Origin of the sequence: Dickeya sp. ws52 (assembly GCF_007210685.1) — a bacterium.
Classification (GTDB): Bacteria; Pseudomonadota; Gammaproteobacteria; order Enterobacterales; family Enterobacteriaceae; genus Dickeya; species Dickeya chrysanthemi.
This window is the reverse complement of record NZ_SZVX01000011.1, coordinates 1-12,453: the sequence shown is the minus strand read 5'-3', so window position 1 is coordinate 12,453 and position 12,453 is coordinate 1. Positions and strand designations below refer to the sequence as shown.

Annotated in this window: 10 protein-coding genes and 1 other annotated feature; of the genes, 4 read left to right on the top strand and 6 right to left on the bottom strand. The window is 53.7% G+C overall.

Annotation, left to right across the window (positions count from 1 at the left end):
• Nucleotide 1: 1 nt before the first annotated feature.
• Together thrA and FDP13_RS12000 are read right to left on the bottom strand one after the other, a co-directional pair.
• Nucleotides 2-2,458 carry a bifunctional aspartate kinase/homoserine dehydrogenase I gene (thrA, locus tag FDP13_RS12005; RefSeq protein ID WP_012768297.1) on the bottom strand — a complete coding sequence of 819 codons (2,457 nt, stop codon included), beginning with the start codon at nucleotides 2,456-2,458 and terminating at the stop codon, nucleotides 2-4.
• Nucleotides 2,459-2,573: 115 nt separating this feature from the next.
• Nucleotides 2,574-2,694 (bottom strand) — a sequence feature (Thr leader region).
• A gap of 201 nt (nucleotides 2,695-2,895) precedes the next feature.
• Nucleotides 2,896-3,597, bottom strand: coding sequence for a tRNA/rRNA methyltransferase (locus tag FDP13_RS12000; RefSeq protein ID WP_012768296.1), 702 nt, complete (start codon nucleotides 3,595-3,597; stop codon nucleotides 2,896-2,898).
• Nucleotides 3,598-4,164: 567 nt separating this feature from the next.
• Here FDP13_RS12000 and arcA point away from each other — a divergent pair.
• Nucleotides 4,165-4,881, top strand: a complete 717-nt coding sequence (gene arcA, locus FDP13_RS11995) for a two-component system response regulator ArcA (RefSeq protein ID WP_012768295.1) — start codon at nucleotides 4,165-4,167, stop codon at nucleotides 4,879-4,881.
• A 73-nt stretch (nucleotides 4,882-4,954) separates the two neighbouring features.
• Here arcA and creA read toward each other — a convergent pair whose 3' ends face one another.
• On the bottom strand, nucleotides 4,955-5,431 hold the full coding sequence (gene creA, locus FDP13_RS11990) for a protein CreA (protein ID WP_012768294.1): 477 nt from the start codon (nucleotides 5,429-5,431) through the stop codon (nucleotides 4,955-4,957).
• A gap of 199 nt (nucleotides 5,432-5,630) precedes the next feature.
• Here creA and robA point away from each other — a divergent pair, with 199 nt between their 5' ends.
• Complete coding sequence (robA, locus tag FDP13_RS11985) at nucleotides 5,631-6,497, top strand: MDR efflux pump AcrAB transcriptional activator RobA (protein ID WP_012768293.1); 867 nt, start codon at nucleotides 5,631-5,633, stop codon at nucleotides 6,495-6,497.
• Here the strand turns inward: robA and gpmB are convergent.
• Nucleotides 6,494-7,144: a 2,3-diphosphoglycerate-dependent phosphoglycerate mutase GpmB gene (gpmB, locus tag FDP13_RS11980; protein ID WP_033575398.1), complete on the bottom strand. Its 651-nt coding sequence runs from the start codon at nucleotides 7,142-7,144 to the stop codon at nucleotides 6,494-6,496. The two genes, robA and gpmB, sit on opposite strands and share 4 nt — an antisense overlap.
• Nucleotides 7,145-7,195: 51 nt before the next feature.
• Between gpmB and yjjX the strand changes: the two genes are divergently transcribed.
• A complete protein-coding gene (yjjX, locus tag FDP13_RS11975) occupies nucleotides 7,196-7,735 on the top strand; it encodes an inosine/xanthosine triphosphatase (protein WP_012768291.1) in 540 nt (179 codons plus the stop codon).
• Between the two features lie 14 nt (nucleotides 7,736-7,749).
• Here yjjX and trpR read toward each other — a convergent pair whose 3' ends face one another.
• Nucleotides 7,750-8,082, bottom strand: a complete 333-nt coding sequence (trpR, locus tag FDP13_RS11970) for a trp operon repressor (RefSeq protein ID WP_012768290.1) — start codon at nucleotides 8,080-8,082, stop codon at nucleotides 7,750-7,752.
• A gap of 180 nt (nucleotides 8,083-8,262) precedes the next feature.
• Nucleotides 8,263-10,194: a murein transglycosylase gene (gene sltY, locus FDP13_RS11965; protein WP_143839527.1), complete on the bottom strand. Its 1,932-nt coding sequence runs from the start codon at nucleotides 10,192-10,194 to the stop codon at nucleotides 8,263-8,265.
• A 459-nt stretch (nucleotides 10,195-10,653) separates the two neighbouring features.
• Between sltY and ettA the strand changes: the two genes are divergently transcribed.
• Nucleotides 10,654-12,318, top strand: a complete 1,665-nt coding sequence (ettA, locus tag FDP13_RS11960) for an energy-dependent translational throttle protein EttA (RefSeq protein ID WP_033575396.1) — start codon at nucleotides 10,654-10,656, stop codon at nucleotides 12,316-12,318.
• Nucleotides 12,319-12,453 lie beyond the last annotated feature (135 nt).

Below are 12,453 nucleotides of genomic sequence, written 5' to 3'. Positions count from 1 at the left end.
CTCACACTCCCACCTTCCACGACAGCGTACGCAGCAGATCTGCAAATACCCCGGCCGCCGTCACATCATTACCTGCCCCGTACCCCCGCAACACCAGCGGCAACGGCTGATAGTAGCGGCTATAAAACGCCAGCGCATTCTCACCGTCTTTCACCTTAAACAGCGGATCGTTACTGCCTACGGCGCTGATCGTTACCTGACATTTGCCGTCTTCGATTTTACCGACGTAGCGTAACACTTTACCTTCTGCGCGCGCCGCCTCAACCCGACGGGCAAACTCGGCGTCCAACTCCGGCAGGCGCGACAGGAAACCGGCGACATCGCCTTGCGCATACTCCGGCGGCAGCACAGAATCGACCTGAATGTCGTCCAGCTCCAACTCATAACCCGCTTCACGCGCCAGAATCAGCAACTTACGCGCCACATCCATACCGGACAGATCGTCACGCGGGTCCGGCTCGGTAAAGCCTTTTTCTTTTGCCAGCAGCGTTGCGGCGGACAGCGACATGCCCTCATCCAGTTTGCCGAAGATAAAGGACAGCGAACCCGACAAAATACCGTTGAAACGAATCAACTCGTCACCGGCGTTCAGCAGGTTCTGTAAGTTTTCGATCACCGGCAAGCCTGCGCCAACGTTGGTGTCATACAGGAATTTACGGCGTGACTTCGCCGCCACCTGGCGCAACTGGTGGTAATAACGCAGCGTGCCGGTGTTGGCTTTTTTGTTGGGCGTGACGACGTGGAAACCTTCCGCCAGGAAATCGACGTATTGGTCGGCAACCGCCTGACTGGAGGTACAGTCAATGATCACCGGGTTCAGCAAGTGATACTCTTTTACCAGACGGCTCAGCGCGGCCGGGCTGAACGGTTCACGCGCACGCGCCAACTCGTCACGCCAGCGATCCATAGGAATGCCGTGCATGTTGGTCAACATCGCTTTGGAGTTGGCGATGCCGCATACCCGCACATCGATATGTTTTTGCTTGAGCCACGACTGCTGACGTTGGATCTGCTCCAACAGCGCGCCGCCGACGCCGCCGACGCCAATCACGAACACGTCCAGCGCCTGATTGGTGTTGAACAACATCTGGTGCGCTACCCGCACGCCGGTGGTCGCGACATCGTTATTCACCACCACCGAAATCGAGCGCTCGGATGAGCCCTGCGCGATGGCGACAATGTTGATATTGGCGCTGGCCAGCGCGGTAAACAGACGCGCCGACAGGCCACGCAGCGTGCGCATACCATCACCCACCACCGAAATGATCGCCAGCCGCTGCACCACATCGAGCGGCTCCAGCACGCCTTCTTTCAGTTCCAGGTAGAATTCGTCTTCCAGCGTTTTGCGCGCACGCGGCAACTCATTCTGGGATACGCAGAAGCTGATGCTGTATTCAGAAGAAGACTGGGTAATGAGCACCACCGAGATACCGGCGCGGGACATCGCGGCGAATACGCGCGCCGCCATCCCGACCATGCCTTTCATACCAGGGCCGGAGACGTTGATCATCGCCATGTTATTGAGGTTGGTGATACCTTTGACCGGATATTGCGTATCGTTGCTTTCCAGCCCAATCAGCGTGCCGGGGGCCTGAGGGTTTTCGGTATTCTTGATAAGGCAGGGAATCTGGAACTGAGCGATGGGGGCGATAGTGCGGGGGTGGAGAACTTTGGCGCCGAAGTAGGATAATTCCATCGCCTCCTGATAGGACATCGACTTCAGCAATCGCGCATCCGGCACCTGACGCGGGTCACAGGTGTAGACGCCGTCAACATCAGTCCAGATCTCACAACAATCGGCCCGCAGACACGCCGCCAGCACCGCCGCTGAATAATCGGAGCCGTTACGCCCCAACACCACCAGTTCGCCCTTATCATTACCGGCGGTAAAGCCCGCCATCAGGATGACATGGTCAGCAGGGATCGCTTGTTCGTTAATCCGACGAGTAGATTCGGCGATATCTACCGTAGACTCCAGGTAATGCCCCTGCGCCAATAAGCGGCGCACCGGGTCGATGACCGACACCTGATAGCCACGCGCCTGAAATACCGCCTCCATAATGGCGATGGAGAGTTTTTCGCCGCGGCAAATAATAGCGGCATTAACGCTATCCGGGCACTGCCCCAGCAAGGCAATGCCATGCAGTACCTGTTTGAGCTGGGCAAATTCTTCATCCACTCGCGCTTTCAGCCGGTCATACGCAAAACCGGGCTGAGATTGCGCCAACCCCTGCAATAAATCGGCAAAAATGACTTCCGCTTCGATGATATTTGGCTGGATATCCTGTTTAGCCACAGTTTTTTCAATCATGGCTACCAGGTGGTTGGTGATTTTCGCCGGTGCCGACAGTACCGTAGCGACCTGTCCCTGACGTGCATTGCTTTCGATGATATCGGCGACACGCGCAAATCGTTCTGCGTTGGCTACCGAGGTCCCGCCAAATTTCAGCACTCGCATTTTTGTCTATTCTCCTGAATTTTCAGTGACCAAAAACGCCGGTAGCGTTTTTGAAAACCGTTTGCAAACGGCCTTGTATCGTTGACGGGCCAAAATTAAACCCGCAGTAACTGTTAAAAAAAAAGCCCGCACTGTGAAGTGCGGGCTTTTTCTGGATTCATCTATTACGCGTCAGCCCGCACCGTTACTGATAGTACCGGTGGTAATAATAATGGTGGTGGTAACCAGGCTGATGTAATGCATTGCGTAACGTTCTCGTAAACCGAAAAATTATCTGCCCTATTAGTTAGGGCAATCGCCTTGCTAAGTCAACGGATTTCTTCATTTCGCTGCTCGCGCCGCACCAATCTTGCCGGACAAAATCTCTACATAAAAAACAAAAAACCGGACAATAATTCAGAAAAATCAGCACACCAAAATGTTTCGCCGCATTAGCTTCATTCTTCCTTATCTTCTGCCGACAACGTTTTTTCCACGTCATGCAATAGCGTATGCAGCATGGCGTTATCCCGTTGCTCCAGCAAACCAAGACGCTGTTGTAACCAGTCGCGCAGTTTTTCATCCTGCTGCGCACCGACCCGAACCAGCAAACGCGCAAACCGATCGCGCAATGCAGACAATTGCCCAGACTCAGCCGGTGTCGGCTCGGCCGCTGCAACCTGCATCAACGAGGCCAGTTGATAGCAATACACCATTACCGCCTGACCCAGATTCAATGAAGGATAATCCGCCGCCATCGGCACGCCGGTCAGAATGTCCGCCAGCGCCAACTCCTCGTTGGTCAGCCCGGAGTCTTCACGACCAAACACTAGCGCAGCAGACTTCACCCATTGCCGTTTTTCCTCCAGCACCCCCAACAGTTGCGCCGGCGAACAATAGTAATGAAAACGCGCCCGGCTACGGGCGGTAGTCGCCACGGTGAACTCAACATCCGCCAGAGCGTCGGTCAGCGTCGGGAAGACCTCCGCACCGTCAAGAATATCGCCGGAGCCATGCGCCACCCAACGCGCCGCAGGTTCAAGATGCGCGGTGCTATCCACAATCCGCAACCGGCCAAATCCCATGGTTTTCATAGCTCGTGCCGCCGCTCCCACGTTCTCGGCCCGGGCAGGCGCCACCAAAATGATATAAAACTGCACACAACCTCCCAGCCGGCACCTGGCAGGTGCGCTGACGATTCAAAATGTAGCGATGATTTACGCTGGAACATAAGTCCATACCGGGATTTGACGCCTCCGGCCGATGACCTGAAACGCCGTCCTGGCACACGACTGCCGTCGAATGACACGGCGAAAATGGAAACGCTTCAGCTATCAGCATTTATTATGCCGTGGTGAATATAAAAATGTTAAATTGTGATAGATAGCGGCATTCGCAGCGCGTTTTCCACAAATTACTAACGTGCTACAATGAAGTTTGATATATGTCAATGGAACCGTAGATTTGCCAGTCGGCGAAATCAGTGCTCACTGTTATGTTGCTGTTAATAAGGTTAAACTGTGCGCCACAATAGGCTCTGTTGAAAAGCCTCATCGCCACCTGTTATCAGGCCGCGCGTCAGGTGGAAACAAGTGCATCAAAACGTATTTACGTACTTGAGTCAGTCGGCGAAAAAACGGTGAACACGATTTCCCAAAGCGCCCGAGAGAACCAGGACTTCTGTACTTTCGAATCTCTATATTAGTTGGCAATTTTAGGTAGCAAACATGCAGACCCCCCACATTCTTATTGTCGAAGACGAGTTGGTAACTCGTAACACTCTCAAAAGCATTTTTGAGGCTGAGGGATATGTTGTTCACGAGGCCACCGACGGTGCCGAGATGCATAACATCTTATCCGAGCATGATATCAATCTGGTCATTATGGATATCAACTTGCCGGGCAAGAATGGCTTATTGCTGGCACGTGAACTGCGCGAGCAGGCAAGCGTCGCACTGATGTTCCTGACCGGGCGCGATAACGAAGTCGACAAGATTCTGGGCCTGGAAATCGGCGCAGATGACTATATCACCAAACCGTTCAACCCGCGTGAACTGACCATCCGCGCGCGCAATTTGCTGTCTCGCACCATGAATCTGGGCGGTGGCACGGAAGAGCGCCGTCTGGTAGAAAGCTACCGTTTCAACGGCTGGGAACTGGATATCAACAGCCGCTCGCTGGTCAGCCCGAACGGCGAACAGTACAAGCTGCCGCGTAGCGAGTTCCGCGCCATGCTGCATTTCTGCGAAAATCCGGGGAAAATTCAGTCGCGTGCCGAGCTGCTGAAGAAAATGACCGGCCGTGAGCTGAAACCGCACGATCGTACGGTAGACGTGACCATCCGTCGTATCCGTAAACATTTCGAGTCTACCGCCGATACGCCGGAAATCATCGCCACCATTCATGGTGAAGGTTATCGCTTCTGCGGCGATCTGGAAGACTGATTACCCGCACCTTACAGCACATGCAATAGCCGGGATACCCTCCCGGCTTTTTTATGCACGTTAAGAGCGCTTGTTACTTGCTCCAAGGCAGAATCGGCACCGCGCTGAGCGCATTTTTTGGCGAGCCCTCGACCAAGCGATCGGAATAAGTCAGATAAACCAACGCGTTGCGTTTAGCATCGTAAAAACGTACTACCTGCAATTTTTTGAAAATCAGCGAGGTACGCTGCTGAAACACCACGTTGCCTTTTCCCTTACTGCCGGTGATCTTATCGCTCAGGGTAATGGGCCCCACCTGTTGACAGGAAATCGCAGCGTCCGAGGTATCCTCCGCCAGACCAAGCCCCCCTTTGATTCCCCCCGTTTTCGCCCTGCTCAGATAGCAGGTCACGTTCGCCACATCGGGATCGTCAAACGCTTCTACGATAATTTTATGGTCCGGCCCTAACAATTTGAAAACCGTATCCACTGAGCCTATCTCCTCGGCCCAGGCTGACGTCACGCCGCAGAGCAAGGCCGCAAACGTCAACACAACTCGCTTTTTCATCATTGCCTTTCCCTCACTTTGTTGCCCATGGTGTAGTTTCTGTGGTCCAAAGACCGTTTGTCGGATAGAGTTCTTTAGCGGCCTATGTTAATCAAATTCTTTATGCATAAGGCACAAAAACTTGGTAAGTGCCACAGGAAAAAAGTTGCTATCATGCCGGGCTTATACGCTTAGCTCTCGGTGTGTTCTATGAGGACGATCTATGGATCAAGCCAGTATCATACGTGACCTGCTCAACTGGCTGGAGGGTCATCTGGACCAGCCTTTATCGCTGGATAATGTTGCAGCCAAGGCCGGCTATTCCAAATGGCATTTGCAGAGAATGTTCAAGGACGTAACGGGTCATGCCATCGGCTCCTATATTCGTGCCCGTCGGCTCACCAAAGCGGCTGTTGCGCTGTGTCTAACCAGCCGCCCTATTCTTGATATCGCCTTACAGTACCGTTTTGACTCGCAACAGACGTTTACCCGGGCGTTCAAAAAGCAATTTGCACAGACACCAGCCTCCTACCGCCGCGCGGATGACTGGAATACCTTTGGTATCCACCCACCGATTCGGTTGGGGACGTTTACCATGCCGCAACCGCAATTCATCACCATGCCAGAGACGCAGTTAGTTGGCCTGACGCAGAGCTATACCTGTAATCTGGAGGAAATTACCTGTTTTCGCACTGAAATACGCATTCATTTCTGGCGCCAGTATTTGGGAGAAGTGAAACAGGTGCCACCAGTACTGTACGGGTTGCATCATTCTCGCCCAAGTACGGAGAAGGATGATGAACACGAAGTGCTGTATACCACCGCGCTGGAACCTCATCATGTACCGGAAGGCGTACACCCCGGCGAACCGGTAACATTTCCTGGCGGCGATTACGCGTTGTTTATCTACGAAGGCCCGGCAGACGATTTGCAGGATTTCATCATCACGCTGTACGACACCTGCCTGCCGACCTATAAACTGACCCGGCGCAAAGGGTTCGATGCCGAACGTTTTCATCCCAAAGGGGACGCCGACGCCGAGCCCCCTAAAATCATACGCTGTGAATATCTGATTCCCATCCAGCGTTAACGTTGCAGTTCATCCAACGCCGGAGCGTCAAGGTGCGAGACATCTCCGGCCGTTTCCACTATCCATCCCGGCGCCAGCCAAGGGCTTTGTTGATAATCAACGCGAGACAGCGAACAGTTGCGTAGCCGCAGACGACGCTCCGCCCAGGCAGGCAATCCCAGCAACGTACTTAACAGACAGCCCAGCGCAATACCATGGCTCACTAACAGTGGCCGACTACCTTCCGGCAAAGCAAGACATCTTTCCAGCACAAGATGCATACGACGGGCCAGCTCCGACATCGACTCTCCACCTGGAATACGGCCATCTTGCGTACCGTCCACCAATTGCTTACGCCAGCGTTCCTCTTCCGGGCTCAGCGAATCAATCAGCCGTTCCTCCAGCACCCCCATGTTAAGCTCTCTCAGACCGGGTTCCAGAATGACCGAACAACCGACGCATGCCTGCGAGATAATCTCGGCTGTATGTCTGGTACGTCCGAGATCGCTGGTAAAAATATGGGTAATGCCCAATTTTTTAACCCGGTCCGCCACCAACCGAGCCTGATGTTCACCACCAAGGGTTAACGGACTGTCCGATTGCCCCTGAATGCGTCGCGCCGCATTCCACTCAGTTTCACCGTGGCGAACAAGATATACCTGTAACATGATCTTTTTCCGTTATACTGCGTCAAACTAACTACAAGGTAGGGAAACACTATGTACCATGTTGTCGCATCTACGACCAACCCGGCCAAGATTAGTGCTATCACTTTAGCATTTGCCGACGTATTTGGTGCAGATAATTGCCGTATAGAAGGGGTTGATGTAGACAGTGGCGTCCCCAGTCAACCACTCGGATCGGTTGAAACCCGAACAGGTGCAAGAAATCGCGTGATGAGAGCTCGCCAGGTTCGCCCGGAAGCCGACTTCTGGGTTGGGGTGGAAGCCGGTATCGAGGAAAGTATGACGTTCGCCTGGATGGTGATTGAAAACGCCACTATTCGCGGTGAATCACGCTCAGCCAGTTTGGTATTACCTGAAAGTATTTTGCGGGGTATTGGCGAAGGCCGTGAATTAGGTGATGAAATGGCACGCATTACCGGCATTCAGGATATCAAGCGTCAGGGAGGGGCGATCGGGGTATTCACAGATGGCAAACTCTCCAGAACCAGCGTGTATTATCAGGCGCTGTTACTGGCTTTGGTGCCTTTTCATAACCCGGTTTATCAACACCCCATTCACACGGCATCCGTGTGATAGCGCCCCAAACGCTACGCCTTATTCTCCGGCAACAGTTGCTCCTCCAGCCATATTTTTAGTCTGGCTGGAGCAGATTTGAGGCTGTTGGAGCCTCGGGTGATGGTGGCGATACCCGCGCCCAGCTCATTTTTCAATTCACGCTGGCTCATTTCACCTCGCATCAGCTCCTGAATAATGCGTACTCGCGTTCCCAAAGAGGCTCGCTCATCCGGTGTTAACAACAACAGCAGCAGTGGCTGCTCCAACCCTTCTGCTATCGCCTGCTGCAACAGGCTGACAAAAGCTTGCCAGTGCACATCATCTTGTTCGGAAAAACCGGGGTCGTGCGATGAAGGTAATGTCATAAAGTCACCATACTATTAAACTAGTACAATCAGCATAACATACTCTTCATGAAGAAAAAAAGCATAGAAAACAGGATAACCTCCGCCTCGGCAAGGCGGAGGTTCAGAGAATCACGCTCTGTATGACGACGCTCATCGCCATTAAAACGTTTCTCGTCACTGCTGTCGCTCAATAACCGCTTAGTAGCGCCGCCGCCACTCGTTATCCATCAACAGGGCTGTCTGACGCTGCTGCATCAAACTACGGTAAAAAACATCATACGCCAGCACGTTCTTAACATATCCGCGCGTCTCGGAAAACGGAATACTTTCCACAAACGCGATGGCATCAATCTGGCCGTTGCTGTCTTTCAGCCAACTGCTCACTCGTGACGGCCCTGCGTTATAAGCGGCCGACGCCAGAATACGGTTTTGACCAAATGCATTATAAACATAGTCCAGATAACTGGTGCCAATCTGGATATTCATCTGCGGGTCCAGCAGTTGGCTGCTGTTGGTATAACTGGCGATGTTGAACATCTCGGCGGTATGCTGGGCGGTAGCCGGCATGAGTTGCATCAACCCAGACGCGCCCACAGTAGAACGCGCCTGTGGATTCCAGGCACTTTCCTGACGCGCAATCGCCATCGCATAACTTTGGCTGATTCCTTTACCTTGCGTTGCCTGGCGGAAATCGTCATTCCATGCCAGCGGGAAACGCTCTTCGAGATTATCCCACAGCTTCGCCACAATGGTGGCCTGCACACTCAAATCATACCAACGCTGTTCAAAGGCAAAACGCGCCAGTGCTTCCTGTTGCGGCCGTTCCCGGCTGGCGACCAAGCCAGACCATTCAGAGCGAGCCAAACTTTCCAAGCCCCAGAACATCAGTTCGCGTACCCGCGCCACCTCAGGTAACTGCCCAATCGTTCGCTCTGGTTTAGCGGCAATAACAACCGTCAATGGATAATTGACATTCAGCTTCTGCGCCGCCGCCATCGGATAAAAACCACGGATTTTCATCAGCTCGCGCAATTGGTTTTCACCTTCTTGCTGTTGCCCCTGATCGAGCAACAAGCTGGCTCGCCAGTAGCGCCACTCATCCTTTTGTTGCACATCGGCCGGCAGTCGGGCTATCCATTGCGCCAGGCCGGCTTTATCTCCCTGCCCCAACGCCATACGAACACGCCGCTCCAGCAGTGGGGCGGAAGTACTACGCAAAATCACCGCATCGCGCCAGCGGGCCTGCTCATCGGTGACATCGCTCCCCATCATGCGCCAGACGACATCCTCCTCCATACTCTGGCGCTCCTGCGGGCGCATTTTCTGCAGACGAACCAACTGCGGCAACAGCGCACGAGCCTCATCCGGGTCCTGACGCGCAATACGGCCAAACGCCGACAATACCGCCCTGCGGGTGAAATCCGTCGGGCCGACCGACCGGGCAAATCGCTCAATGGTTTTAGGGTTGTTTTGTAATTTCAGCAACGCATCGGTGATGGTTCTGTACTCTGCCGGCAGTTGTCTGGCGAGATGATTGACCAGACCTGCACTGCCGGCATCCATCGCCAGCCTCATCCGCTCAAGCACCATGATTGATGTCTGCCCACCTTGTTGCTGCCAATTGGAAAACAGCTTGTCGCAGGTAGGCGGCAAAGAGCGACCGGTCAGCCAGATGTCACGCGTCTGCTCCCAGACGCCTTGCGACTGCCCGACCATAACTTTGGCGTACAAGTAATTACAGAGTGAAGCGACCGGTTTTGGCTGGTTCGGACTGAAGGCCAGCAAGCCATTCCAATCCTGACGGCGGGCCAGCTCATTGATAAAGCTGTTATTGAGCGTACGCACAGCAGGCAGCGTCGGGTGTGCGGCGATAAACTGCCTGACCTGAGCGGCGCTGAGCGTCGACAGATCCTGCGTCAACGCACGGTATTCCAGATAAGGATAAAGCGGGTAATCACGGAGTGTCGGCATCAATTGCGAAACCACGTCCATCTGATTGTTATCCCAGGCGGACTTGATTTGCTGGTAACGTTGCCGCTGCTCATCCAGCGAATCTGCCAACACCTGGCAGGAGGCTCCAACGAGACACAGCACGGCGGCCACATATCGCCAATACCCTATTTTGAACATACTGCCCAGACCTCACTCGTTATCGTTTCTGTTTTGCTGCCAAATCTGATGCCGTCATCAATGCTCTCAACCATCCATCCGGTCACTACGACCGCCGTACACCGACTACTTCAGGCTTTTTTCAATTAAATCAGTGTGGCATATCCGGCACGGCAACGATACGCCGAAAGCGCCTTAAAACAGAGCGAAATTCACCGTGTTTTTTTCTTTTTATCAACAGAGCTCGACGTTTCTGTTGATACTCGTCGCGATTGTGCCAATAAAGGCGCAAGCCGCTTCGCAGAGTCGGCAACACAATAACCGGATAGCTGGGATCATGAGGCGAAAACAGCTAAACTCCGTCGACAATAATTTCCTTTTGTCGGCGGAGCATCCATGATCTTCCGGCATCATGCCCCTATAGGCGCCATGCTTTTAATGGCATAACGCTAAACTGGACAGAAAGAGGCTCAGAGCAACGTGGCTCAATACGTTTACACCATGCATCGCGTCGGTAAAGTTGTCCCGCCGAAGCGCCATATCCTGAAAAACATCTCCCTTAGTTTCTTCCCGGGGGCCAAAATCGGCGTACTGGGTTTAAACGGGGCGGGTAAATCCACCCTGCTGCGCATCATGGCGGGCATTGATAAAGACATCGAAGGCGAAGCGCGTCCGCAGCCGGGGATTAAGATCGGCTATCTCCCCCAGGAACCCCAGTTAAATCTGGAACATACCGTCCGCGAAGCGATTGAAGAAGCCGTCAGCGAAGTGAAGCGTGCTCTGACTCGTCTGGACGAAGTTTATGCGGCTTACGCCGATCCGGATGCCGACTTCGATAAGCTGGCGAAAGAACAAGGCGAGCTGGAAGCCATTATTCAGGCTCACGACGGCCATAACCTTGATAACCAATTGGAACGCGCTGCCGATGCGCTCCGCCTGCCGCCGTGGGATGCCAAAATCGCCAACCTCTCCGGTGGTGAACGCCGTCGTGTCGCTATCTGCCGCTTACTGTTGGAAAAACCCGACATGCTGCTGCTCGACGAACCGACCAACCACCTGGATGCGGAATCCGTCGCCTGGCTGGAACGTTTCCTGCACGACTACGAAGGCACCGTCGTTGCTATCACCCATGACCGTTACTTCCTTGATAACGTCGCCGGTTGGATTCTGGAACTGGACCGTGGCGAAGGGATTCCATGGGAAGGTAACTATTCATCCTGGCTGGAGCAGAAAGACCAGCGCCTGGCGCAAGAAGCCTCGACCGAAGCCGCCCGACGCAAGTCGATTGAAAAAGAGCTGGAGTGGGTACGCCAGAATCCGAAAGGGCGTCAGGCTAAAGGCAAAGCACGTCTGGCCCGCTTTGACGAGCTCAACAGCGTGGAATATCAGAAACGTAATGAAACCAGCGAGCTGTTTATTCCGCCGGGTCCGCGTCTTGGCGACAAGGTGCTGGATGTAGAGAACCTCACTAAATCCTACGGTGATCGGGTATTGATCGATAACCTGTCGTTCTCGATTCCGAAAGGCGCCATCGTCGGGATTATCGGCCCCAACGGCGCAGGTAAATCGACGCTGTTCCGCATGTTGTCTTCCCAAGAGCAGCCGGACTCCGGTGCTATCTCACTGGGTGAAACCGTTCAACTGGCGTCAGTAGACCAGTTCCGTGACAAAATGGACAACAGCAAGACCGTATGGGAAGAAATCTCTGGCGGTCAGGACATTATGCGTATCGGTAATTTCGAGCTCCCAAGCCGCGCCTATGTCGGCCGCTTTAACTTCAAAGGCGTCGATCAGGGTAAGCGGATCGGGGAACTCTCCGGTGGTGAGCGCGGCCGCGTACATCTGGCCAAGCTGCTGCAAGTCGGCGGCAACATGCTGCTGCTCGACGAACCGACCAACGATTTGGATATCGAAACCCTGCGCGCGCTGGAAAACGCCCTGCTGGAATTCCCCGGCTGTGCGATGGTGATTTCCCATGACCGCTGGTTCCTGGATCGTATCGCTACCCACATCATCGATTACCAGGATGAAGGTAAAGTGGAATTCTTTGAAGGCAACTTCACGGAATACGAAGAATACAAAAAACGCACGCTGGGTGCCGAAGCGCTGGAACCGCATCGCATCAAGTATAAGAAAATGGCGTGACATGATGCCCTTGCTATTCTGTCACGACATTTCCACGTGATAGCAAAAACCCGCCAATTGGCTAACACCGATCGGTTAAGCAAATGATCGGTTGAACGATCCAGTGGGTAGACGACAATAGCCTCATCATTTTTT

Excerpts from the sequence above, each read along its gene's own strand:
- thrA (WP_012768297.1), bottom strand. The coding sequence starts at position 2,458 with ATGCGAGTGCTGAAATTTGGCGGGACCTCGGTAGCCAACGCAGAACGA.
- arcA (WP_012768295.1), top strand. The coding sequence starts at position 4,165 with ATGCAGACCCCCCACATTCTTATTGTCGAAGACGAGTTGGTAACTCGT.
- creA (WP_012768294.1), bottom strand. The coding sequence starts at position 5,431 with ATGATGAAAAAGCGAGTTGTGTTGACGTTTGCGGCCTTGCTCTGCGGC.
- robA (WP_012768293.1), top strand. The coding sequence starts at position 5,631 with ATGGATCAAGCCAGTATCATACGTGACCTGCTCAACTGGCTGGAGGGT.
- gpmB (WP_033575398.1), bottom strand. The coding sequence starts at position 7,144 with ATGTTACAGGTATATCTTGTTCGCCACGGTGAAACTGAGTGGAATGCG.
- yjjX (WP_012768291.1), top strand. The coding sequence starts at position 7,196 with ATGTACCATGTTGTCGCATCTACGACCAACCCGGCCAAGATTAGTGCT.
- trpR (WP_012768290.1), bottom strand. The coding sequence starts at position 8,082 with ATGACATTACCTTCATCGCACGACCCCGGTTTTTCCGAACAAGATGAT.
- sltY (WP_143839527.1), bottom strand. The coding sequence starts at position 10,194 with ATGTTCAAAATAGGGTATTGGCGATATGTGGCCGCCGTGCTGTGTCTC.